Annotated in this window: 17 protein-coding genes; 12 read left to right on the top strand and 5 right to left on the bottom strand. The window is 48.1% G+C overall.

The window, feature by feature from the left end:
* Positions 1 to 118: 118 nt before the first annotated feature.
* Complete coding sequence (locus AB0L18_RS10510; RefSeq protein ID WP_367392545.1) at positions 119 to 1,033, bottom strand: LuxR C-terminal-related transcriptional regulator; 915 nt, start codon at positions 1,031 to 1,033, stop codon at positions 119 to 121.
* A gap of 73 nt (positions 1,034 to 1,106) precedes the next feature.
* On the opposite strand from AB0L18_RS10510, the gene AB0L18_RS10515 reads away from it, so the two are divergent.
* The 10 genes from AB0L18_RS10515 (at position 1,107) to AB0L18_RS10560 (ending at position 16,041) form a co-directional block, all read left to right on the top strand.
* Positions 1,107 to 4,541, top strand: coding sequence for a LamG-like jellyroll fold domain-containing protein (locus AB0L18_RS10515; RefSeq protein ID WP_367392546.1), 3,435 nt, complete (start codon positions 1,107 to 1,109; stop codon positions 4,539 to 4,541).
* A 320-nt stretch (positions 4,542 to 4,861) separates the two neighbouring features.
* Positions 4,862 to 5,572, top strand: a complete 711-nt coding sequence (locus AB0L18_RS10520; RefSeq protein WP_367392547.1) for a hypothetical protein — start codon at positions 4,862 to 4,864, stop codon at positions 5,570 to 5,572.
* Positions 5,573 to 5,820: 248 nt separating this feature from the next.
* Complete coding sequence (locus AB0L18_RS10525; RefSeq protein WP_367392548.1) at positions 5,821 to 6,735, top strand: ABC transporter ATP-binding protein; 915 nt, start codon at positions 5,821 to 5,823, stop codon at positions 6,733 to 6,735.
* Positions 6,732 to 7,511: an ABC transporter permease gene (locus AB0L18_RS10530; RefSeq protein ID WP_367392549.1), complete on the top strand. Its 780-nt coding sequence runs from the start codon at positions 6,732 to 6,734 to the stop codon at positions 7,509 to 7,511. Before AB0L18_RS10525 ends, AB0L18_RS10530 begins: the two co-directional genes overlap by 4 nt.
* 43 nt (positions 7,512 to 7,554) lie before the next feature.
* On the top strand, positions 7,555 to 8,688 hold the full coding sequence (locus tag AB0L18_RS10535) for an amidohydrolase (protein WP_367392550.1): 1,134 nt from the start codon (positions 7,555 to 7,557) through the stop codon (positions 8,686 to 8,688).
* Between the two features lie 120 nt (positions 8,689 to 8,808).
* Positions 8,809 to 10,476, top strand: a complete 1,668-nt coding sequence (locus tag AB0L18_RS10540) for an IS1182 family transposase (protein WP_367388502.1) — start codon at positions 8,809 to 8,811, stop codon at positions 10,474 to 10,476.
* 343 nt (positions 10,477 to 10,819) lie between these two features.
* Positions 10,820 to 11,866 (top strand): bifunctional transcriptional activator/DNA repair enzyme AdaA, encoded by a 1,047-nt coding sequence (locus tag AB0L18_RS10545; RefSeq protein ID WP_367392551.1) that lies wholly within the window; start codon positions 10,820 to 10,822, stop codon positions 11,864 to 11,866.
* A 362-nt stretch (positions 11,867 to 12,228) separates the two neighbouring features.
* Entirely contained in the window at positions 12,229 to 13,395 is a 1,167-nt protein-coding gene (locus AB0L18_RS10550) for a two-component regulator propeller domain-containing protein (protein ID WP_367392552.1), read from the top strand.
* 588 nt (positions 13,396 to 13,983) lie between these two features.
* A complete protein-coding gene (locus AB0L18_RS10555; protein ID WP_367392553.1) occupies positions 13,984 to 15,078 on the top strand; it encodes a DUF695 domain-containing protein in 1,095 nt (364 codons plus the stop codon).
* A gap of 261 nt (positions 15,079 to 15,339) precedes the next feature.
* Positions 15,340 to 16,041: a hypothetical protein gene (locus AB0L18_RS10560; RefSeq protein WP_367392554.1), complete on the top strand. Its 702-nt coding sequence runs from the start codon at positions 15,340 to 15,342 to the stop codon at positions 16,039 to 16,041.
* A 171-nt stretch (positions 16,042 to 16,212) separates the two neighbouring features.
* Here the strand turns inward: AB0L18_RS10560 and AB0L18_RS10565 are convergent, their stop codons facing one another.
* The 4 genes from AB0L18_RS10565 to AB0L18_RS10580 all read right to left on the bottom strand — a co-directional run bounded on the left by AB0L18_RS10565 (position 16,213) and on the right by AB0L18_RS10580 (position 22,634).
* Complete coding sequence (locus tag AB0L18_RS10565) at positions 16,213 to 17,268, bottom strand: sugar phosphate isomerase/epimerase family protein (protein ID WP_367392555.1); 1,056 nt, start codon at positions 17,266 to 17,268, stop codon at positions 16,213 to 16,215.
* Positions 17,269 to 17,421: 153 nt separating this feature from the next.
* Complete coding sequence (locus AB0L18_RS10570) at positions 17,422 to 19,896, bottom strand: T9SS type A sorting domain-containing protein (protein WP_367392556.1); 2,475 nt, start codon at positions 19,894 to 19,896, stop codon at positions 17,422 to 17,424.
* A 142-nt stretch (positions 19,897 to 20,038) separates the two neighbouring features.
* On the bottom strand, positions 20,039 to 21,193 hold the full coding sequence (locus AB0L18_RS10575) for a Gfo/Idh/MocA family protein (protein ID WP_367392557.1): 1,155 nt from the start codon (positions 21,191 to 21,193) through the stop codon (positions 20,039 to 20,041).
* A 52-nt stretch (positions 21,194 to 21,245) separates the two neighbouring features.
* Positions 21,246 to 22,634: a Gfo/Idh/MocA family protein gene (locus AB0L18_RS10580; protein ID WP_367392558.1), complete on the bottom strand. Its 1,389-nt coding sequence runs from the start codon at positions 22,632 to 22,634 to the stop codon at positions 21,246 to 21,248.
* Positions 22,635 to 22,796: 162 nt separating this feature from the next.
* On the opposite strand from AB0L18_RS10580, the gene AB0L18_RS10585 reads away from it, so the two are divergent.
* Together AB0L18_RS10585 and AB0L18_RS10590 are read left to right on the top strand one after the other, a co-directional pair.
* Positions 22,797 to 24,791 carry a thiamine pyrophosphate-dependent enzyme gene (locus tag AB0L18_RS10585; protein ID WP_367392559.1) on the top strand — a complete coding sequence of 665 codons (1,995 nt, stop codon included), beginning with the start codon at positions 22,797 to 22,799 and terminating at the stop codon, positions 24,789 to 24,791.
* A gap of 220 nt (positions 24,792 to 25,011) precedes the next feature.
* Positions 25,012 to 25,416, top strand: a complete 405-nt coding sequence (locus tag AB0L18_RS10590) for a DUF5606 domain-containing protein (RefSeq protein ID WP_367392560.1) — start codon at positions 25,012 to 25,014, stop codon at positions 25,414 to 25,416.
* Positions 25,417 to 25,418 lie beyond the last annotated feature (2 nt).

The following is a 25,418-nucleotide window of genomic DNA, read 5'->3' on the forward strand; positions in this document are numbered from 1 at the left end:
GTCCAATTGAACTGTCGAAATGCATCTGTTTGGCAACCTGTTATAAAAACCTCTATATCTTTGCGGCCTGCCTGCTACAGGCAGGCTCTGCGCGAGACACCCTATTTGGGACACTATCTTAAAATAACCCCCGCTGGGTACCCACCAAAACAGCCTCTGTTCGGGTCTGCGCATCCAGTTTGGCAAGAATAGCGCTGAGGTGAAATTTGACGGTTCGCTCGCTAATAAATAGTTGGCTGGCGATTTGTGGGTTGGTAAGTCCTTGTTTGACCAATGTCAGTACTTCTCTTTCGCGGGGAGTAAGCGGAGAATTGGGGTATTGAATCTCAACGGAGGGCGTAGCCATCGCTGGGAGCTCCTTTTGTACGGTCGCAAGCTGCTGCTGCAAATCAGCCAGGTCTTGTTGCAGAAGTGTTAGGTCAAAGCTGGTTTCGTCGGCGAGCTGGCGCTGCATTTTCACCAAAGCAGGCTGCACCAATTGTTGGAGTACTTTTTGTTCCGCATGGATTGGTAAGCTGCCTTTGCCAACTGTAGATTGTGCTCGGGTGCGTTGCACAGCAATTGCAAGAAGTTCACTGATGGTTTGTAATAACTCCAACTGGCCCTCATCCAGTTGCCGACTTTGTTGGTGCAATACATTAAGAATACCAATTTTTTCAGCATTAGAACTGATGGGGATAGAAGCGTGAAATTTGAGTCCATCGTCTATGTCGGCGAGGTCTTTAAGTCGGGAACAGGCAATTTCACTGATGTTGCTGGGTTGGTTCAGGCCACTGGAAAGGTATTTGTCGATACAGTAGCACCATCCGGAAAGGCGTTCCGGGTGATGGCTCAAGGCTTCGGGAAGTTGATGAGAAGCCGCCAGGTAAACATTCTTCTTATCAGCTTGTACCAGCCAAATCCACCCTCCTTCCAAATCTAGTATCTCTACGGTTTTTTCCAATGCTTTACGCAACGCAGCCTCCAGGGTAAACTCTTGGTTCAAGTGGCGAGCAATCTCGTAGAGGGCTTGGTAATACGTTTTTTCAGTCATAGAGTGGACTAACTTGGGCCACAATTTACAGGAAAAACGGATAAGCCCTATATTTAGAGCAAAACAACCATCAATGAAGCAATTTCTACTCTTTAGCTTTTTCTTTTACGCCTTGTTTAGTCTCAACGCACAGGACACCATTCGGGTACAAACCCTCACCTGGGCGGATGATTTTCGCTCCGGGTTTTATCAATTTCCCGATGATGCTACACAGACGTACGAGAAAATTCTCATGCGCTACAATATGCGCTGTCACGACAACGCCGTAGGCAGTGGCAATGTGGGCTGCCGCGAGTGGGATTACAGCTGTAATACCTTCATAACTGATCCTACCCTCCAAGATTCTTCCTTGAGTCGCCATCCTTCTCACCTGATCAGTGGATTTTCTGGGGCTGATTTTCCGTTTATGAGCCAGCCTTTTTATACCTACACACAGTATGGTCAGCAACAGACGACCTTTACGGATACCACCAGCCTCACCGTTGGTCAAATAGGGGAAGGGGAGATTCCGCTCAATATCGGAACGCTGGAAGACCGCGCCCGGGCGCAGTACCTCTATGCCGCAGAAGATTTGATAGCCGCCGGATTGAGTGCTGGTCCTATCACCGCCCTTCAGTTGGAGGTGCTAGAAACAGGTGGTACATTGCCCTTTTTGCGCTTGCGTTTGAAGGCGGTAGATCAGGACAATCTCAGTGCCGCTACTCCGGCTATTGATGGTTTCACGGAAGTGTATTTTCAGTCGACCACTTTTACAGAAACGGGGTGGGCAAGTTTGCCTTTCTATCAAGCTTTTGAATGGGACGGTACCAGTGATATCTTACTAGATGTGAGCCAAACCGGACAAAACTCAGCACCTCTGCTGCGCTTTGCCGGAACGGAAACCACCTATCTCACTGGGTTGGGGGCAACACCCAGCAATCAGCATTATCTGGGCCTACAAGGCACAGGACAAATAGATATACCATCAGCAGCGTTAGGGATGACCCAAGGGGTGACGATTGCCTTTTGGTCCTATGGCTTGGAAGACGCACTACCTGCTAACACCACCGCCTTTGAGGCGGTAGATGGTGCCAATCGCCGCCAGATGAATGTGCATTTGCCCTGGAGCAACGGCCGTGTCTACTGGGATTGTGGCAATGACGGCAGTGGCTATGATCGTATTGATAAAGAAGCCAACCCCGCCGACTTTGAAGGCCGCTGGAACCACTGGGCCTTTACCAAAGATGCGATAGCAGGCACCATGTCCATCTATCTCAACGGAGAACTTTGGCACAGTGGCACCAACCTGAACCGCCCCATCATGGCCACGCGCATGAAAGTGGGCTCAGACGTAAATGGCAATAATGATTACCCTGGCAATCTGGATAACTTCAGCATGTGGCAGCGCGCCCTGACGGCGGAAGAGATTCAGGCCATCATGTACACCGAAGACATCCCCGGTAGCCATCCAGCTATCGCGTCCCTCATCGCTCACTACCCCTTCAATGAAGGAACGGGCTTGGTGGCCCAGGATGTTGCCAACGGTTACAACGCTACTTTGGTGGGGCCTAATTGGCAAACCTACCGGGGCGCAGAACTCTACTACGATTGGACGAGCATCAACTATCGCTTTTCTGCCCGTTTTGAACAGGGTGTGCATACCACCATCAATGAAACGGTAATGGCGATAGATTCTACCCTGGTATACCCTAGTACCGTCGTGGAATACGCCGTCGATAATAGCAATAACCTGGTGGTGGCCAACACCTACGAAACCTACCCCGCTACAGCCACTTATCTCTACGATGAAGATGGCAATATCCTCGAAACCTACCCGCTGACCCCAGAGGGTACCATCAGTATCGAAGAACTTACCTATCACATCAAACGCCCCGCAAAATTCGAAATTCTATCATTGGTGACCCCTTACGGCAACGGCCTGAACTTGGGCGCGGAAGGAAAGACCTTCACCTTTGATGTTACTGATTTTGGGCCCATCCTGAAAGGAGAACGCTTTCTGAGTATGGAAATGGGCGGTGAAAACCAGGAGGAAATCGATATCGAATTCCTGTTTATCACAGGTACGCCTACGCGTGATGTGTTGTCCATTGAAAATGTGTGGCCCTTCGCGCGCGGCTGGTATGATGCCATCCAGGCCAACAATGTTTTCGAGCCACGTACCCTGCGCCTCAACCCGGAAGCCGATGCTTATAAACTGCGGGCAAGTGTCACGGGGCATGGCCAGAATGGTGAGTTTGTTGCTCGTGAGCATTACCTCAACGTGAACGGCGGTGGCCAGGATTTTCGTTTCGACGTATGGAAGGCCTGTGGTGAAAACCCCATCTACCCTCAGGGAGGTACCTGGATCTTCGACCGTGCTGGTTGGTGCCCTGGTATGGCGACGGATGTGCACGAATTTATGGTGCCAGAAGATGCCGGCGAAACCATTGAGGTGGACTATGGGGTAAACGGGGCCTTTATGGCGGAAGCCAATTACTTGGTAGCAGCGCAGTTGGTCAGCTATGGTGCGCCCAATTTTACCCTCGATGCAGCCGTCGAAGATGTCATGCGGCCCAGTCAGAAAGTAGAATACGAGCGCTTCAATCCAGCCTGTAATCAGTCCATTGTGGTGGTGAAAAACAATGGTACGACGAGCATTACTTCATTAGAAATTAATTATGGGGTCGTGAACGGGAATACGACTACCTACAACTGGTCGGGTAATCTGCCTTTCGGCGAAACCGTAGAGGTTGAATTGCCCGTAGATGATTACCTCTTTTGGGAAACGACTGATGATAATCCACAGTTTATAGTTGAAGTCCTTAGTCCTAATGGTGGCCAGGATGAGTACGCGGCTAACAACGTGATGCGTTCAGCCTTCACGCCTGCGGATGTGATGGATTATGAAAGCCTCTTCATTCAAATAAAAACCAATAATCGCCCCGCAGAGAACCGTTACACCATCAAAGACAGCAATGGTGAGGTGGTACTGGAGCGCAACAATATGAGTGTATCTACGACCTATCGCGACGAGATCATGCTGCCGCCAGGTTGTTACACGCTTACGGTTGAAGATGACGGCGGTGATGGCCTCGACTTCTGGTACTGGGCGGCTGTAGGCCAAAACGTAGGTACCGGCACCCTGAGCCTAAGGCGCCAGTTGACCCAGACCTTTTTCTCCGCCGTAAAAACCTTCAATCCCGATTTCGGGGGTGATCTGCACTACGACTTTATCATTCCTCAAGCGGTAGGGACAGAAGAAGAACTAGAGAATCCACGTCGTTTCAGCCTTTACCCCAACCCTGCGCGTGAAAACACTACCCTGGAGTTGACCGGCTTCTCCGGCGAGCAGGTAGCGTGGCAAATTATGGACATGACTGGCCGGGTTTTCCAAACGGGCCAAACCATCGTCGGCAGTTCCGAACAGTTGGAACAACTGGACACGCGCAGCCTGCCTGCCGGCATGTACATCGTAAAGGTACAGCTGGATGGGAAGGTGTATAGCCAGGAATTGGTGGTGATGCCGTAGGGTGGGGTACTCGCTTCACTCGTGGTAGTGCTCGTTCCGAAGCCTCGGAACTCGCGGGGGTACCATTCCGATTGCATCGAAACGGTGGTGGTGCTCGTCCCGAAGCCTCGGAACTCGCGGGTTTTTGTTTGCCTTAAGGGGTGGGCAAAAACCCGTTTTTTAGTAGGCTGGGCTTCAGCCCGGTCGAGATAGAAAAACCTTACTGCTACTATAGAGTCGAGATTAGGCGTTAACTGTTTGTACTAAAGGGGAACTGGAAGTATATATAAGTTTCCGATTCTAAAATAGTACTTATATTACTGTGTAATTGGCAACAAGCATTGAAAACAGCTTCATACGAAAGCGAAAGTTATACTGATCTTTTTTTTGTCATGATGGAAAAACAAGCGCGCTCTAAATGGTTGATTAGGCTGGTTTATGTGCTTAACATAACAGCCGTTGTAACTTTATATTTGATATGTGAAGATATTTCTCTGGAGTGGGTAGTTGTGTTTATGTTACTTTGGATGGGGGTGATACTTATAATGAACTATGAGATGAAAAAGAATTTTATAGTAAGATTAGAGGAACCAATAGCAGCTATTGTAGCTGAATTAAGAGGGGGGAGTTATAGCAGGAAAAAGTCATTTTTAGGAAGCACCTTGATAAGTCTTTATCTTATTGTTCTAGGATTCTGGAATTCAACTAATCATTTGAACAATAGAGTGTTCTTGTTGAGTATGGGTGTCTTTGGTTTATTTTTGGGGATCTTCGAGCTTCTTTCGTCAAAAAAAAGGCCGCAGATTAGACTAGTTCTTCTAGAAGATAAACTCCTATTATTTGAAGCGCCTAATAAAGAAGAAACGATCCCGATGGAGGATTTCAGGTACTGCGTTTTTGAAGAGAAAAAGATATATGTTCTTTCAGAGTGCAAAGATACAGCCACTATCGATAGCCGGAATTTTGAAGAAGAGGAGTTTACGGAATTCAAAGCCCGCTTACAGTCGGTAACGGACTATTGGCTAAAGAAAAAGGAGCAGCAGTTAGCTTAGTTATCTCTAATTGGGTTATTAACATCCCTTTGTCCCGTAGCACCGTGAGTTCCGATACTTCGGAACGAACACCCCCGCGATCCCGATTTATCGGGTGAGCACCACCGCGAGTGTAGCGAGCACCCCCGTGAGTCCCGAGGCTTCGGAACGAACACCCACCTTCATCGACAAAACCCCCTCCTTCGTATAGTTTAAAATTCCACCACGCACATATTTCCCATCTTCATCGCCACAATAAATCGGGAAAAATGCCGGAACCAATCATCCAAACGCAAGGGCTGGATTTCTACTTCAAAGATTTCAAGGCCCTTGATCAAGTCAGTCTGAATGTGCCGCGGGGGAGCATTTATGGCTTTCTGGGCCCCAATGGCGCGGGGAAGACGACCACGATTCGGGTACTGCTGGACTTGTTTCACCCCAAGCGGGGGCAGGTCAGCTTGTTTGGTAAAGAACTTTTGGATCACCGCGAAGAAATCCTCGGCAAGATCGGGGCCTTGATCGAAAACCCTTCCATCTACAAGCACCTGTCGGGACGGCAGAACCTGGAGGTCATTCGCAAAATGGTGGGTGGCAAAAAAGAACGGATAGACGAGGTACTGAAAATCGTCCGCCTCGTGGACAATGCCGATAAAAAAGCCAAAAACTACTCCCTGGGCATGTGTCAACGCCTGGGTCTCGCCGCTGCCCTGCTGACCGATCCTGAGCTACTGATCCTTGATGAACCCACCAATGGCCTCGACCCCAGCGGTATTATCGAAATGCGGGAGCTGATTCTCCGACTCAACAAAGAGCACGGCAAGACCATCTTCCTGTCCAGCCATATCCTTTCGGAAATAGAAAAACTGGCCACGGATGTAGCCATCATCGATCAGGGCAAAATTCTCTACCAAGGGAAATTGGATGGACTCAAGAATGGCGAAAGTCTGGTCTTGATGATCGAATTAGACCATGTGGAAACGGCTACCAAAGTACTGGAAAAGCAAGGTTTTGTTATCAGCGAAGCCTATCATAACGGGCTACAACTAGCGATCAAAACCAAACAGCAGATCGCCGAAATCAATCAGCTGCTGGTGGCCAGCGGTGTGCAGGTTTACCAACTCTCCTCTTCCCAGGAAAACCTGGAAGCTGTCTTTCTTCACCTCACCAAAAAACTCGACCAATGAACAGTGTAACCGCTTTGAAAAGAGGGATTGGTGCAGAATTGTACAAATTCCGAAGAACTTTTATCCTTTGGTTCCTGGTGCTGGCACCCGCTTTTGTCCCGTTCATCAACCTGATGATTTTTGTGAAGAAAGGACACGAATTGCTTGGTCCGGACGAAAATCCCTGGTATCGATTGGTGCAAATGAGTATTGACCCCGGCAACTTTCTTTTTACCTTTTTTGTGATGATCGTAGCCCTGTTTGTGAGTAGCATTGAGCATAATTCCAATACCTGGAAACTGATTTACACGCAGCCACTTTCGCGTTTGGTGGTGTACACCTCCAAAGTGGTAGTTTTTCTGTTGATGTTGTTGTTTAGCCTGCTGCTATTTAGCCTGTTTTCGGTGTTGGTGGGCCTTTTCCTACGAATGACGATGCCCGACCTGGGTTTCGATCAAGCCTTTGGGATGGGCCTCTTTTTTCAGTTGGCCATCAAGGTGTTTTTAGCCACTTTGGGCTATGCCTCCCTACAGTTTTGGATGAGCCAGCGGTGGAAAACACTACTCTTGCCGTTGGGAATAGGTATCGGAGGCTGGATTTCTTTCCTTATCTTATCACGAGGCTGGGAGTATGTAGAATACCACCCTTACGGTTTCCCGATGCTGGGCCTTGGTAATTACCAGGACCCCGCTTACGAATGGCTCGGCGAGCTGAAGTTCGTTTACCGCAGTATAGGTTTGGCTGCTATTGTATTCGTGCTGGCGGGCTGGGATATGGTGAGAAAAAGAATAGTTTAGTGTTGGTAAAATACACAATAACTGAGTATTAAAATTCTAAGCTTTGTCCACCCCTGCATTAATAGCACTAAGAAAAGACCTGCACCAGCACCCCGAGTTGTCGGGTAGTGAGGTAGCAACGGCCCAGCGAATAAGCACATTTGTTGCAACACACGGCAAGCCTACCGAGATCATCACTGGAATTGGCGGTACTGGTCTAGCCGTCGTTTATGCGTACGCTAATACGGGCCCAACCATTGTGATACGCTGTGAGCTGGACGCCCTTCCAATCATGGAAGAAAATACATTCGCTCATCGTTCCCTAAACGATGGTGTTTCGCACAAATGTGGGCACGACGGACACATGGCCATCGTGGCTGGGCTCATCTTTTGGCTTCAAGAGCAAACCTTTAAAACAGGGAAAGTTGTCCTACTTTTTCAACCCGCAGAGGAAACTGGTCAGGGAGCTTGCCGGGTAGTAGAAGATCCACGCTTTAAAGCATTAAATGTCGACTATGTTTTTGCCCTGCATAATATTCCGGGAGAGCCGCTGCATCGGATCATCACCATGAAGAGCGGCTTTTCGGCGGAGGTACAAAGTTTTGCCATCTACTTAACCGGAAAAGAAGCGCACGCGGCGGAACCCGAAAACGGCAATAATCCAGCGCTAGCGCTGGCGGAAATTATCAAAGCCCTGGCCCAACTGAATGTCAACGAACCAGCGGCCGAAAATTTCGCGGTGCTGACACCCGTTTATATCAATCTGGGGCAAAAGTCCTACGGGATCTCACCTGCGCAGGGGGAGTTGCATTACACGATAAGGACTTGGAGTACAGCACAGATGGAGCTTCTTAAGGCCCGTTTGGAAGAGATTTTTACGCAAGTAACAGCAACTCACCAACTTGCTTTTGATGTAAGCTGGTTTGAGCATTTTCCCGCTAGTAGCAATGAACAGGAATGCAATGATTTAGTCATTGCAGCAGCGGAGGAAAATGGCTTTGAAATTATGAGAAGAGCCTACCCTTTCAAATTCGGCGAAGACTTCGGCTGGTTTTCCAAAAACTATAAAACAGCCATGTTTGGCGTGGGAGCTGGAACCACTTCTCCAGCTCTACACCACGCCAACTACGATTTTCCGGATGAGCTTATCCCTACGGGGATAGCTATGTTTGCAGGTATTATCTCGAAGATATTATGAGGTAGTCCTACTAAGTGACGGATTCAAACCTTGGGGTTGTGTAAAAAGCGCCAAATAGAAAAAGATATGAGCAGAGTGTTTTAACTTTAAGTTGAAGCCAAAAAGAAAAGCCCCCTGCTCATGTCAACAAAGATAACACAAAGAGAGAATATTCGCTTTAAAGCTTACACCCAAGACATTGTAATAGATCTTCCTTTACGGATCGAAGAGCTGGTAAAAGACAATGTTTTGGCGCAGATCATTAATAAGGTAATACAAGAAATAGAGATCAAAGAGTTGGAATGTTACTACAGTGGTATAGGTCGGCCTCCTTATCATCCTCGGATGTTACTTAAGGTATGGATTTATGGTTATTGTACCAAGGTGTATACGAGTCGTCCCTTAGCGAAGAAGTTAGGCGAAGATTTGGTTTTCATGTGGCTGTCTGGTGGTCAGCGTCCTTGTTTTAAAACACTGAGTGAATTTCGCTCCTGTCGAATGCAGGACTTGGTAGATACAGTCTTGAGCCAAGTGTTATTTTATTTGGTAGAGCAGGGCTATGTCAACTTGAGTGACTTGTATGTAGATGGCAGCAAGTGGGCTGCAAATGCCAATAAACATAAAATTGTCTGGCGCAAGAACACGGAACGCTATAAGGCCATGGTATTAGAGCGTATAGATAGCCTGCTAGAAGAGGTGCGGGAGTTGCAGCAAGCGGAGGATAATATTTATGGGACTAAGGATTTACTCCAGCGTCAAGAGGCCGAACAAATTTATCTGGTCTTGAACAGTGAAGACTTAGAGAGGCAGCTTCGTTACCTCAATGAAATTATAGCAGAACAAGGAGACAAAAAACGAAAACAATCTTTGGAAAGAATCCATCGTCATTTGTCAAAAGAACAAGTCAACTTAGATAAATACGAAGAGCAGGAATTGATCCTGGCGGGTCGTAACTCTTATTCTAAGACGGACGAAGATGCCACAGCCCTGCGCATGAAAGATGATCAATTGTTGCCTGGGTACAATATACAGATTACGACATCGGATCAATTTATTGTCAATGCTACGGTTCATCAGGGTGCTTCTGACAGCCCTACTTTGCCCCCTCATGTCCTACAACTAGAACAACGGGTGAGTGGACTGGTAGAATCGGATTGGAAGATGGATTATACGGCAGATGCCGGTTATGGCAGTGAAGAGAATTATAGTTTTTTAGCAGAAAAAGGCCATACGGCTTATGTGAAGTATCCGCTGTGGTACCAGGAAGTTACCGGCAAACTGGACAAACAACTTTTTAATACCACCAATTGGTATTATGATCCAGATCAGGATTATTACCAATGCCCCAATGAGAAGAAACTATTGTTCAGCCATGAGTTCACAAGTAAGAGCAACAATGGATATGAAAGTAGAACACGGGTTTATGAATCAGAAAGCTGTGCCCAATGTCCTTTTTATGAACAATGCCGAGGCCCAAATGCTAAACCGGGTACTCATCGAAGGGTGAAAAAGAGGGAGAAATTGGAGGCTTTTAAAAAAGAGGTCAAACAACGACTGGCATCAGAAAAAGGCTTAGAGAAACGATCCCAACGTGGTATCGATGTGGAAACGCCCTTTGCCAATATAAAACACAATATGGGACATCGTCGGTTCCTTCTCCGAGGCATCGACAAAGTCAATGTTGAGTTCCAGTTCCTAGCAATAGCTCACAATCTTAAGAAGGTTTATTGCCTTCAGACAGGGATCTGGGAGGATCACTATGTCCAAAGAGCAGCAAGAAGTGCTACTAAACACAAAAAAAGAGCTTAAAAACTCTTTTTTTGAACCTAAAAGGAAAAAATGCTAGTGAGAACTCTAAGGGAGGACTCACCAGCAGTGTTTTTCAAACAAAACAAGAAACGTCAGCCATCAGCCGATCAAAAGCCTGTTAAGCAACTTGAGGGCTTTTTACACAACCCCAATGGAATTAGTTATTTCCGTCAAATTACTTAGTATTCGAGCTAAAAAAATGATTATGATTTTGGAAGGACTGCTCCGTAAGAATGGCTATGCCCAAGTCCAGTCTACATTTTTCCAACTCAAAAATTCCCTGTCCAGTTTTCGGTAGCAGGACGGAAAGCCTTACTTTACCTTTGTACAAACGCAAGGAACAATGAATAACAGCTTGACTTTTGAAGAACAGTACCAGGCGATTGTACGCAAAGACGTCACCTACGAAGGCGTGTTTTACACCGCCGTCAAGACCACCGGCATCTTTTGTCGCCCTACCTGCACGGCGCGTAAACCCAAACCTGAGAACGTAGAGTTTTTCCCCTTGGCCAAGACCGCCATTCTACACGGTTACCGCCCCTGCAAGCGTTGTAAGCCACTGGAAGAACCCGGTACGACGCCTGATTACATTCAGGCTTTGCTCCAGGAATTGCGTGAAGACCCCGAGTTGAAAGTCCGCGATGCCGACCTGCGGGCCCGAAATATCGAGCCTAGTCAAATCCGACGCTGGTTCAACAAAGAGCACGGTATGACGTTCCAGGCCTACCAGCGCATGATGCGCCTCAACAGTGCCTACCACCACATCACCAATGGCCATTCGGTCACCGATGCTGCTTTTGGCAATGGTTACGAATCCCTCAGTGGGTTCAATGAGCGTTTCAAGCAAATATTTCAGGGCAAGCCCTCCGATCAACAGGGCAAGCAGGTCATTCATATCGACCGTATCGTCACTCCCCTGGGCCCCATGTACGCCTGCGCCACCGAGGCGGGTATTTGCTTGCTTGAGTTCACCGACCGGCGCATGTTGGAGACGGAATTCAAGGATTTGCGCAAGCGCCTGGATGCGGTCATCCTGCCGGGAACCAATGCCCATTTGCAGCAGTTGCGCGCGGAGTTGGCCGCCTATTTTGCGGGAGACTTACAAAAGTTTTCGGTAGCACTGCATACCCCCACCACACCCTTTCGACAACAAGTTTGGAACGAACTGCAGACCATCCCCTACGGCACCACCCGAAGCTACAAAGAGCAAGCCATCCGCATCGGCAATCCCAAGGCCGTGCGAGCAGTAGCCTCCGCCAATGGGCACAATCGGGTGGCCATCGTCATCCCCTGTCATCGGGTGATCGGTAGCGACGGCAGTCTCACGGGGTACGCTGGTGGATTGGCCAGAAAACAATGGCTGCTGGATTTGGAGATGGGGAGGGTTTAGGTTTTCAGGGCGACTAAGTTTTTAGTTGATTGCACCAAAAGATTGGTTAACTGGTTAAAACGGCTTCTCACCACGCTGGTTGCACTTTCTTTCCTACCTCGGCAACTAGATTCTTAGTTACTCGCACCAAAAGACTGGTCTTTATAAAAAGTGCTGCTCGGCGTTGGCTTTGCCTACATCGGGGTATCCGCAAAATTCCGTTTTGCGTAAATCTTTTTTGAGCAAGTCCCCTCGTCGGGATAAATAGGCGTTGGCAACGGCGGCTGCCTACTTGTTACGAGCCTGTTAAGCGTTTAAAATACTCACAAGGGATGCCTATCATTGCCTTTCCTATAGATGATTGATCAAAAAAACTTCCGGCTATGAAGTCCCTTTTCCAATACCTGCTCCCCGGCCTTTTATGTTTCATTACTGCTTGCAATGGGCAGGAAACGACAGGCTCTAAAAAAGAGAATTCCCCAGCTCCTACAACCAAGGTAGATGCTCAAAGGGGACAAAACGAAGTAACTGATCAGCTTTTTGCAGGCTTTACCTCACAAAATCCCACCCCTGATCCTGCTACCCAAATCGGAGAATACGTACGGGAGGTGTTCGAAGACAGCGATGGGAACCTCTGGTTCGGCACCCTGGCCTATGGCGTCGCGCGTTATGACAGAACATCGCTCACTTATTTTACAACCCAAGATGGCTTGGCTGGTAATCAAATCAATGGTATCGTCGAAGACCAGGCAGGCAACCTCTGGTTCAGTACGACCACGGGAGTGTCTAAATACGATGGAAAATCCTTCACCAACTTCAGGACAGAACAAGGGCTCCGCGACAACAGCACCTGGAGCATCCTCGCGGATAGCAAAGGCACTATTTGGGTAGGTACCATGGGCGGCGTTAGTCGGTATGACGGTTCCACTTTTGCTGATTTCTCCATTCCTCAACCCAAGGTAGATAACTTGGGTTACGTGTTTTCACCGGAGCTGGTGTGGTGCATGATCGAAGATCACAATGGGCATATTTGGTTTGGCAGAGATGGCCTTGGCGTCGCCAAATATGACGGAAAGACGTTTACCCATTATACCCGCAAGGACGGGCTCAGCAACAACAATATTCTCAGTATATTAGAGGATCGCCAGGGCCATCTTTGGTTCGGCTCCAGACATACGAGAGTGCCCGAAGAAGGGAAGCCTAACTCCTTTGTGGATTCGACCGATGCGGGATTAACGCACTTCGACGGAAAGACCTTTACTACCTTCCTCGATACCGACGGTCTGCACGGCAAAATAATCGGACCTATTTACGAAGACCGCAGCGGCAATATCTGGATTGCCTCCATGCACTACGGTGTTTTCCGCTACAACGGTAAGACCTTCACCAATTTTAAGGAGCGCGATGGTCTTACGGGGTTTACCAACAACTGCATCCAAAGCATCCTCGAAGACAAAGCGGGCCGGCTGTGGTTTGGTTTCTCCGGCGGCCTCTTCCGGCTGGAGGGGCGCTATTTTGTGAATGTGAGGAAGGAGGGGCCTTGGCGGTAGGGTAGTGGACTATTCGTATAAATACATTCATGCATTTACAAGAAAACCTGGCTGAAAAAAAGCTTTATCGATTTTTTTCGATGACGTAACTAGGCTTTTAGTTACTCGCACCAAAAGATTGGTTTTTATAACAAGCCTGCTGATTTTTTGGGCAGCTGGCTTCGCCTGGGGGCTCGCCACCGCGCTATCCGCTCTTATGCAGTGCTGCGCATTGCATACCGCTACTATCGCTGCTGCATGCCGTCCCGAGAGGCACCTGGGCGATCAGACAGGCAGGCTCTCCCGATGAAAAACCTGAATGCCGTGCTTGGTTATTCGCTGCGCAACTTCGGATTAGCTTGCGTTTTTAGCCCGAGCGTAATCTTCACACTCGGGCTAAAAGCCCAAGCTACATTACGGCAAAAGCCTTTCGCCTTTGCTGTTGCGTATTTGCACAAGATACATCCCCGGGCGCAGGGATTGTCTGTCTCTTATTACTTATCTTGAGCCACGGGAATACACTCCCTTGGTGAGGCATTGGCCTAGCAATGTGGAGCAGTGGCCCGACGGCAGGAAGGGTAGGCCCACGATACTAAAAAAGAGAAATAGATGAGTTTTTGGAAAAAGCTGTTTTCGGGAGGTGAGCAAAAGATGACTTCTTACGAAGATTTCTGGAACTGGTTTGTGCAAAATGAGCCCGAATTTTACCGGCTGGTAAAAACCAAAGGTGATGTGGCGGGCGAGTTTTTGGGCAAAGCGCTGCCGCGCCTGCGGGAGATCAGGGAAGGGTTTCATCTGCTGACGGCCATGCCGGAGGAGGATACCGCGGAGCTGGCTTTTTCGGCGAATGGCGACGTGAAGAACATGGTGTTTATGGAGGAAATCGTAGCGGCTGCCCCTGAGTTGGCGCGGTGGAAATTTACGGTCCTGCGTTCGCCGATGGATATGGAGACCCAAGGGATTAATATTGGTGCCCATGCCTTTACGAAAGACAATATCCATTTTTATGCGGAAAAGGATGCGGATTATCCGGATGAGGTGAGCATCGTGTTGGTACACGAAGAGCTGGCCGAGGACAATGTGGAGGTGATCACGCACGGTACTTATATCTTTTTGGATCACCTGCTGGGCGAGTGGAATTTTGCAACTTTGCTGGATCATGTAAGCGTGAAAAGCAGTGCAGAGGTGGAGGCAGAGCTGCAGCCCGTACACCAGCTTTTTGAGTTTTTGCTGGAGCGCGAAAAAGCGTTTGTGGAGAAGTACGCAGGGGTGAAAAAGGATACGGAAAACGACCAATTTGCCTTGCTTGAAGCCGAGCTGGAAGATGGTAGTCCTCTGATTGTAATGGTCGATACGGATCTGAAAGACTGGGACGCCAAAGCTTCGCACCCGTGGATGCTGGTGGTTTCATTTGCCTACGACGGCTACGCCAATAGTGGTTTGCCCAACGAGGAGACCAGTAGCCTGATGCAGGAAATAGAAGACCGCCTGCTGGCCGAATTGAAAGACCAGGATGGCTACCTGAACCTGGGTCGCCAGACGGGCGACGATACCCGCGAGATCTATTTTGCCTGCAAAGGATTCAAAAAAGCCTCCAAGATCATAGACCAGATCCGCCAGGAATACGCCGATAAAATAGACCTGGAATACGATATTTATAAAGACAAGTACTGGCGCTCGTGGGAGCGGTTTTTGCCGAAGTAGCTGAGGTCTGCCTTTGATGATTATTGCGCGGATGGGCTACCCATGTGGTAGCTCGCTGAGATGTTTTTCTTTACATCAAAAGTTTTAGACTGGAAATAGCTGTTGCTGGCAAGAAGACCAAAGAGATGCTTGAAAAAGTAGTAGGGGCTGAATCAATGGACTGGTGACCTGAAGCTATTGAATGGTTTAAGTGCAAAAGGTTATAAACAAGGTGGGTTCATTTGCAGATGTTAGGTGCAACAAAAAAAGAAAAAACAAAACATGACAAACGAAGAAATACAATCGGTGATGAATTCGACTTTTGGCGGATTAGCAATTTTCTGCCGAGATTTAGAATTGGACGAAAGCCTAATTTCTAAGTATCAGCCTAATCAAATTTTAATGGAAATAGGGTTTACCGATGTTACTCATAAAGTCGGTGGATTGGCGAAGAACTGTAGATATTTAGTCGCTTCCTCGAAAGGAAAAGACTTATCTATGTTCAGTCAAAATCCCGAATTCGGACACATAGTTATTCCATCGGGAGCATTTTTTAAGGTTTTAGACATCCACAAAGAAAAGGGTAAAACCCAAATTCTACTTTTAAATATTCCCAAGGAAGGCATTCCTATATTTGCCAATTCGAAAATAAACATTGAAGACCAAGTGATAGAGAAAGGTAAGGAAATTTTCAAAAGAACTATCTCATCCAAACCACTTCAAGAATTACAATCAAAAGATTGGATTGAAAGAACCTCTTTTCCAATAGGTATGAGCCAAGAAGGTGATTTCTTTCTAAATGCAGATAAAAAAGGAACCGTTCAAAAAGAATCAAGGACGAAAAATGAACAGACAAAAGAAGTACCTTTAAAAGAAGAAAAAAAACAGAATACGGAAAGCATAGCAGAGAGCCAAACTGAAATTAAGGCAGAGAAGCCCAAAGAGAAAAAGAAAGGTTTTTGGAATAAACTATTTGGAAATTAGAAATATTGATGCACCCAACAAAATAAAGCATAGCTCGTCAAGTGTCACTATGCGCGCCACCTGCGGCTATGCAAACGTTAAAAGACTTGTAGAACAAGAAAGAAAAATATAGGTAGAACACCCATACTCAGCCTGATACCAAGTACCCAATACCCAATACCTCGTACCCAATTACCCTAACCCCAATATCCGCCGATTCGCCGCCTGATCCGTTTCCGCGCCAGCGAAATCATCGAAGGCTTTTTCGGTGACCTCAATGATGTGTTGTTGGATGAAGGGAGCACCTTCGCGGGCGCCTTGTTCGGGGCTTTTGATGCAGCATTCCCATTCGAGGACGGCCCAGCTGTCGTAGTCGTATTGAGACAGGCGCGTGAAGATGCCTTTGAAATCCACCTGGCCATCGCCGAGGGAGCGAAAGCGACCAGCGCGTTCTTTCCAGCCTTGGTAGCCGCCGTAGACGCCTTGCTTGCCGGTGGGGTTGAACTCCGCATCTTTTACATGAAAAGCGAAAATGCGCTCGTGGTAATTATCAATAAAGGAAAGATAGTCGAGGTGTTGTAAAACGAAGTGGCTCGGGTCGTAATTGATTCCTGCGCGTGGGTGCTGGTCCACCGCATCAAGAAACATCTCGAAAGAGATGCCATCGTGTAAGTCTTCACCGGGATGTAGCTCGTAACCGAGGTCGACGCCTGCTTCATCGAATACATCCAAGATGGGTTTCCAACGCTTGCCCAACTCTGAAAACCCTTCCTCTACGAGTCCAGCTGGCCGCTGGGGCCAAGGATACATGAACGGCCACAACAGCGCACCGCTGAAACTGACGTGTGCTTTCAGGCCCAGGTTTTGGCTGGCTTTGGCGGCCCATTTTACTTGTTGTACCGCCCATTCAGTACGGGCTTTGGGCTTGCCATGTACTTCTTTAGGTGCAAAATTATCAAACATACTGTCATAGGCCGGGTGCACCGCTACCAGCTGCCCTTGCAAGTGGCTGGCCAGTTCTGTAATCTCCAGTCCGTAGCTCGCAATTTTACCTTTTAGTTCGTTTGCGTAGGTTTTGCTGGTGGCTGCTTTTTCCAAATCGATCAGCCTACTCTCCCAGGTAGGAATCTGGATGCCTTTATAACCAAGGTCGGCGGCCCACTGGCAAATAGTATCGAGGCTGTTGAAAGGAGCTTCATCACCCATAAACTGGGCTAAAAATAGGGCAGGGCCTTTGATTGTCTTCATGTAGCAGTATGGCTTTATTATTTCAGGCCTTAAGATAATGTTCTTCCTCAAGAATAAAAAAACGAATCCCGATGAATGTCCATTCACCGGGATTCGAGCGTGTCAAATGCTTGCTTACTAAAATACTAAGTACCTCGTACCAAGTACCTAATACTATTTTACAACCACCTTGCGGTTGACCTGTAAGCTTCCGTTGGTAAGGGTTACCACGTAAGTCCCAGCAGGGAACGCGCTCAGATCAAGCTGTTCGTTGTATTGGCTGAGGTTGCCCAACTGGCGATCCATCAGCGTATTGCCAAGAATGCTGCTTACGCGCAAACGGAGGCCATCCACTGCTTCGGGAAGATTGACTCGCACTTGTAATTGACCATCGGTAGGGTTAGGGAACAGGTCTACGCTTTGCGCAAACGTCAGTTCGTCAACTGCTACCAAATCACAGGTGACACAATAGCCAAAGCATACCACATCTAGGGTTACATCCGTATCGCCAGTATTAACAAAGCGATCAGCGAAGTCTCCGGTGGTACAATTGTCACCAATGCTGGTATTAATGTTTTCCCAGCCGTCGGGGCCGTTCTTGAATTTGTAGGTGTACATGGTGTTGTCTTCGAGTGCTAAAGTGACGGTATAGATACCATCAGCATCGGCATCGTCCATTGCTATGTTCATGAAATCACTGAAGCCACCAGCAATGAACACGCCGTCAGGACTGATGTCCTCCCGGTTCATGTCCACCTGGAAGGTAACGTCAGAAGTAACCACTGGCGCGTTGAAGATCAATTCCCAACCAAAAGCGTCGCTCGACCAGCCGTTGTCCCACTCAATGTAGTAGGTGGTACCGGCGGTAACAGGGAAATCTTCAATTCTTGACGCAAAACTACCTTCCTCGCAATCATCATCACTAAGGGCTACTACCGTCAGGCTGCTCAACGTACCACACTCACCGGTGTAAACCCAAACACGGTTGTCGCTAGCACTGAGTTCACAGGAAGAAATGGTGATGGTGCCGTCAACGGTGGGCGTATACTGATACCACTCTGTCTGCGCGTAAGGCGTAGGAGAACGTCCCTGGCTGGTATTGTCAATGATGGGGCCAGTATAAGCTGCGTTACCCGTAAATTCGTTGATATCAAAAGTTCCGGGTTGAATAACGGCAGCAGATTCACAAAAGTCACCCTCTACGAGTTCGGTATCATTGAAGGTGAGGGTAAAGTCAAAACCGGCATCGTCCCAAACATTGTCCCACATGATGTAGTAGGTTTGCCCGGCTTGTACCACGGCCTCTCGGTAGGACGCCCATAGGTTGTCTGATCCTTCTTCGATGGCACACTGGTCATCATTAACGCCAATGATTTCGAGGCTGTTACAATCGCCCCGCAAGATCCAACCCCGAGAGTCGGCGCCACCTTCACAGCTGCTGATGCTGATCCAGCCATCGGCGGTAGGGGTATACTGGAACCATTGTGCTGCTAAACCATCGCCATCATCGTGGTGGAGACCGCCTCCAAAACAGCTAAGGTCTCCAACGGTATGGGTGCCTGGTTCGATAACCGAAGCGGTGTAGCAGTACTGGTCGGACCCAGCGGCTGGAATTTCCAGCCAGGACATATTGTCGAGGTACCAAATGTGATCGGTATCAATAGGGTAAAAGTTGATACCAGCGAATTGAAGCAGATCGAATTCTACATTGCCATTAGTGACTCCTTCGCTGAACACCCAGGAAGCAATGGTGTACTCATCGACGATCAGGCGCGCCTGATCGTTGTCCAGATCAATGATTAAGCCAACGAAGAAAAATTCGTCCTCGGGATAGTTGAACCCGTAAGTGGTATCGTCAGTACCCCCATTGTCATTGAGCTCCAATACACCTACACCATCACCGTTGAAAAAGACATCAAAGGCCCAAAAACCAGCGGTGGTGGTGGGGTCTTGATGTTGTACGTTGAAGTAAGCAGAATTACCCGCAGGAATATACTGACTCCAAGAGAAGAAGTAATGCCCACTGGTAAGGTCGCCCGTATCAAAATAAGCATCTTGCCCAGCTGGATTACCAATAATACTGAACACATTGTCCCCATCAAGGGTATCAATTTCAAAGCCTGCAGCACCACCGGGCCAGGCGGTCCAAGGGCCTGTAGGTGCTAGTGGGCCCAGATCGTAGGCACTGGCATCGTCGGTGAAGAGTACTGCTGGATTGCCACAATCAGTCAAAGGGCAGGCACCGCAACTGGCGAAGCAGACAACATCCAGCGTCGCCTCTCCGTCAATGATATAAGGACGGATAACGGCGGTAAGCCCTAATAATGAAACGCTAATGCCGCATTCTTCAGGCACCATTTCAAAATTGAGGGGATTGGAGGCCATACCGTTGATGAAAAAATACCCAATGGTATCGTGAGGAACATCAGACACGCCGGTATAGATACCATCACCATCGGCATCATCAAGGGCGATGATCGTGATGTCACCTAAACCACTTACCGTAGGTGGGGCATAAGCCACAGATACGCCATCAGGACTTACGGTCTCGGCGCTCATGTCTACTTGGAACGTGATGTTGGTTGCACTTAGCGAAAGGCTGACGAGCAGCATACTAAGACTTAAGAAAGTTTGGTAAACTAACTTCATAAAAATTGGATTAAATAAGTGAAGGCACACGGAAACAGTACTAGGTAGGAAAGCGTTTTTTCGATACTAGTGAACTGAGCGTGTACAAAAAAAAATATATTTTCAAGGTCTTGTATGGTCGTCTTTAATCCAAATGTCAGTCTTATAGTTTAGTCCACTTTTCGGTGCTGTTGCTCGAAGCTACCACTTTTTCAATGAATTTCATGCCTCTTAAGCCATCTTTTACCCCCGGGAAGTCCATCATCAAGGGGTCTGGTGACTCTCCGGCAAGTCTTGCCTGAATGCAGTGAGCGAAGTTGCGGTAGATATTGGCAAACGCCTCCAGGTAGCCTTCCGGATGACCGGCCGGGACACGCGTGTGGGCCACTGCTTCTGCCGAAAGAGCTCCAACGCCCGTACGGCGAACTTCCATCGCCCGATCGAGCCATTTTACAAGGAGGGTATTGGGTTCCATTTGGCGCCATTGTAAACCGCCCTTGGTGCCGTAAACACGGATATTGAGATCGTTTTCCTCTCCGGCGCTGATCTGGCTGGCGTGAAGAACGCCCTTGGCGCCATTATTGAAACGCAAGAGTACATTGCCATCATCATCTAATTGCCGACCAGGTACAAAGGCGGTAAGATCGGCGCAAAGCGCTGTAATTTCCAGTCCGGTAACGTATTCAGCAAGATTTTCGGCGTGGGTACCTATATCTCCCATAGCACCAGCAATACCGGAACGGCTAGGGTCGGTGCGCCAGTCAGCTTGTTTTTGTACATCGTCTTCCAGTTTGGTGCTCAGCCAGCCTTGAGGATATTCAACGACGACTTTGCGTATCGTGCCTAGCTCATCGTTGGTAATCATCGCTCGGGCTTGCTTGACCATGGGGTAGCCCGTATAAACGTGGGTAAGGGCAAAGATCAATCCCGTTTCTTCTACCAGAGCGACCAACGCTTCCGCTTCTTCCATGTTGAAACAAAGCGGCTTGTCGCAAATGACGTGAAAACCATTTTCGAGTGCCATCTTCGCGGGCCCATAATGAACATGATTAGGCGTGACAATCGATACAAAATCCATCCGCTCTCCTTCGGGCAATTGTTTTTCCTTTTCGATCATTTCGGCATAAGAGCCGTACACCCGATCTGCGGGTAAATAAAAGTCTTCACCGGAAAGGCGCGAACGTTCGGGGTCGCTACTGAAGGCACCGCATACAAGTTCGATCTGGCCGTCCAGCGCGGCAGCTATCCGATGCACACCACCAATAAATGCTCCTCGGCCTCCACCGACCATTCCCATGCGTATCTTTCGTTTGCTCATCGTTCTTCTTAAAGTTGTATTTTTTAGTTAGTTGGATATCAATAATAAACGCTTATCTGATGCTTTCAATGGTAAGGTTACGGCGGCTTTTCTCGGCTAAAAATCCCATTTGATGACTCTCCATTGAGGCCGCCAAGGTAGAAGTCAACAGCGTACCGTCTTGCTGATCGACCGCCTGTAACCAGTCGCGAACAAGCCCCCAATCTCCACCTCCATGACCGGAATCGAGAGAAGCGTTATCGTGCACATTCCATTTCTCCTGTTTCCCTGTTTGGAAATCAGTGATCAATAAATCCGTTTCATCACCTACCATATCTCCCATGCTACCCATCACCCGCGTCCGGCGACCATGGTAATGGGTAAAGGCTTCCATGTTGAAATTAGCAGTGATCTGATCTGCAAACTGGAGCGAAACGACTTGGTGATCCGCAACGTCATTGTCACAATGATACACGCATCGTCCATAAGGACCTTCGGTTATGTTTTTCAAAATGGCCTCTCCTCGTGCAGGTTCCTCTAGCGGTAAATCAAAATGATGGAGCCAGGTACGATTGTCGTAGTAGATTTTTTTAGCAGAATAGGGGCAGGTAGCTTCTACGGCACAACCATCGGTGCAGCGTTTGGTGCTTCCCTCTGGTGCGTTCTCCTCGCGAAACCACTTTAGTGATCCAAAGGAAGAAACATATTCGCATGGGCGATCGATCCACCAGCGCATGATGTCGAGGTCATGGCAGGATTTGGCCAGGATAATAGGGTTGGTATCGGCTTCTTTTCGCCAGTTGCCTCGCACATAAGAATGGCTCATGTGCACATGTTGGATCGGCTCAAAGTGCTGCATGCTCACCAGCTCTCCCAATACGCCACTGTCAATGACTGCTTTAATTTTTCGATAATAAGGAGAATAACGCAAAACATGGCATACGGCCACTATACGCCCCTTCTCTTCGGCCAAGTCTCTGATTTCCTTGCATTCCTGCCACGATTGGGCAATGGGTTTTTCCAGCAACAAGTCGTACCCCATTGCCAGTGCAGCCATCGCTGGCCCGTGGTGTAGATTGTCGGGAGTCGTAATGATAATAGCGTCTGCAAATTTGGGTTGTTCAAAGACATGTTCCCAAGTGACAAAGCACCGATCTTGTGCTATTTCATGCTTTTCTGCAAAACGCTGCTGCCGCAGAGGAATGGGCTCTGCGACTCCCACGATATCTAGTTGATCAGGGTATTTCAAAGCGTAACCACCATAAACGTTTCCTCGATTACCTGCACCTACCACGATGGCTTTTACCGTTTTATTTAGCTTGGGAGCAGTGGGCTCAGCAGGGGCAAGATGAAAAGTTTGATCAACAGGCTTTCCGAAAGCGACACCACCTAAAGTAGTGCCCAAGGATACTAAACCTAATGCTTTGAGTGCCTCGCGGCGTGAATTGGTAGGTGGCTTCATTTTGTTAGTGAGTGTTTAGATAATTTTGGCACTAATTATACGAAAAAAATGCGAATAGCGTCAGAAATGTGAAATAATCCTTAGCGCTGTAAAAAGGGTCTGTTACCTTTGCAAATTCGTTTTATTAGATAGACAATAGTCACCATAAAAAGCCACCAAATAATGGCCACCACCACTCCATCTATGGTTTTTGAGAAGAAAGGATTTTCTAAAAAATTGCTTTTAAAGCTTTACGAAGACTTGCTGCGCCCCCGCATGATCGAAGAGAAAATGCTCATCTTGTTGCGGCAGGGGAGAATCAGCAAGTGGTTTTCGGGTATTGGCCAGGAAGCCATCAGTGTAGGAGCGACGAATGCCTTGTTGGAGGATGAGTACATCTTCACGATGCACCGCAATTTGGGCGTATTTACGAGTCGACGCTTACCACTGGATCGCATGTTTGCACAGTGGCAAGGTAAAATGAAGGGGTATACCAAAGGCCGTGACCGTTCTTTCCACTTTGGTGCACCCGAGCAAAACATTGTGGGCATGATCAGCCATCTGGGGCCTCAACTTGCCTTGGCTTCCGGCGTCGCATTGGCACACAAACTAGGGCAGGAAGGCCGCGTGTCGCTTGCCTTTACCGGTGAGGGAGGCACGAGCGAAGGTGATTTTCACGAAGCACTTAATACCGCCGCTGTCTGGCAGTTGCCCGTTATTTTTGTAATTGAAAACAATGGCTATGGTTTGTCTACGCCCACCAGCGAGCAATACCGTTGCGAGAACCTCGCCGATCGGGCCATTGGTTATGGCATGCGTTCAGTGATCATTGATGGTAACAATATCCTGGAAGTTTACGATACCTTCAATAAACTCGCCAGAGAGCTGAGGAAAAATCCCGAGCCCGTTTTGGTTGAATGCCGCACCTTCCGGATGCGTGGCCACGAGGAAGCTTCTGGTACCAAATACGTTCCGCAGGAGTATTTCGATGAATGGGGCCAACGCGACCCACTCGATAACTTTGAACAATTCTTGTTGGAAGAAAAGGTGTTATCCACACAGAAGATAGAAGAACTAAGGTCACAGATCAAAGCTGAAATTGAAGCAGGTCTGGAACTCGCTTTTGCAGAACCTCCAGTGACGGCAGACATTGCCGTGGAAATTGAGGATGTGTACGCACCCTGGACGCCCGACCCGGCACCGGCGGGATCGGAAAGTAGAGAGCTTCGTTTTGTAGATGCCATCACCGATGGTCTGCGAACAGGTATGCAAAGGCATGATAACCTGGTACTCATGGGGCAGGACATCGCTGATTACGGCGGCGTCTTTAAAATTACCGATGGGTTTGTGGAAGAATTTGGCAAGGATCGCGTGCGCAATACGCCGCTCTGCGAAAGTGCTATTCTCGGTATTGGGTTGGGCTTGAGCATCAAAGGCTGGAAAGCGATGGTGGAAATGCAGTTTGCAGATTTTGTCAGCGTAGGTTTCAACCAGATTGTGAACAACCTGGCCAAAATTCACTATCGTTGGGGGCAAGCGGCCGATGTGGTGGTACGAATGCCCACGGGCGGCGGTGTTGGGGCAGGGCCTTTTCATAGCCAGTCGAATGAAGCCTGGTTTTTCCATGTCCCCGGGCTCAAGATCGTTTACCCTGCTACTCCTGAAGATGCCAAAGGCTTGCTACTGGCGGCTTTAGATGATCCGAATCCGGTGATGTTTTTTGAACACAAAGGTTTGTACCGTAAGCTGACGGCACCAGTGCCTACGGGGTATTACACCACTGAGATCGGAAAAGCCAATTTGGTAGAAGAAGGAACAACTTTATCTATCATCACTTACGGCATGGGCGTACACTGGGCAAGGGAAACTGCGGAGGAATTAGGGATGGATGTTGATATTCTGGATTTACGTACGCTCCTGCCTCTGGATTACGATGCCATTGCTGCGACGGTCAAGAAGACCAACAAAGCCCTCATCTTACACGAAGCTACCCTTATGGGGGGAATAGGGGCAGAACTTTCGGCTTATATCAGTCAGCATTTATTCGAACACCTGGACGCACCTGTTGTGAGAGTTGCCAGCCTTGATACGCCGGTTCCTTTTGCGGCTAATCTCGAAAAAGCCTTCCTTCCGCAGCAGCGATTGCGTGAGCAAATGGTGATTTTGAGAGACTATTAGGTGGTGTTGTCTTAGAAAGCGGTATTAAAGGTATTTTCATATATCATTTTTTTCACCTTTAAGGAAAAAGGTGTACTTTTGGACAGAGCTTTGAGATACATATAAAAACAAGACCTTTTTTTGAGGTTTTGTACCCTTCTACCTGCCAGCTTTTTTACGCAGTACATCTAGATGAACGATTAGTTTGTACTTTTGTGGTTTAATACCAAATTACAAAAGTATGAACCTTGACAATCTGATCGCAGTAAGTGGCTTGCCGGGCTTGTTCCGCATGGCAGCTAACCGCAGTAACGGATTGATCGTTGAAGATCTAGATTCTGGTAAGCGGCGCTTTGTAAGTGCCCGTAAGCACCAGTTTACACCACTGGGGTCAATTGCCATCTTTACGGATGACGGCGACTCCGTTGAGCTTGCGAATGTTTTTCGCAATATGCGTGATCAATTTGAGGATCGTCCACCGGTAGAACCCACCGCAAAGTCAGAAGAACTTTTTGACTATTTTTCGGATATTCTTCCTAATTACGATCCTGAACGGGTGTACCCTGGTGACGTGAAAAAAGTTATTAAGTGGTTCATTAGTTTAAAAGAAAACGGACTACTGACAGAAACGGACGAAGAGGAGTAACT

The sequence above is a fragment of the Lewinella sp. LCG006 genome, assembly GCF_040784935.1.
In the GTDB taxonomy this organism is placed as follows: Bacteria; Bacteroidota; Bacteroidia; order Chitinophagales; family Saprospiraceae; genus Lewinella.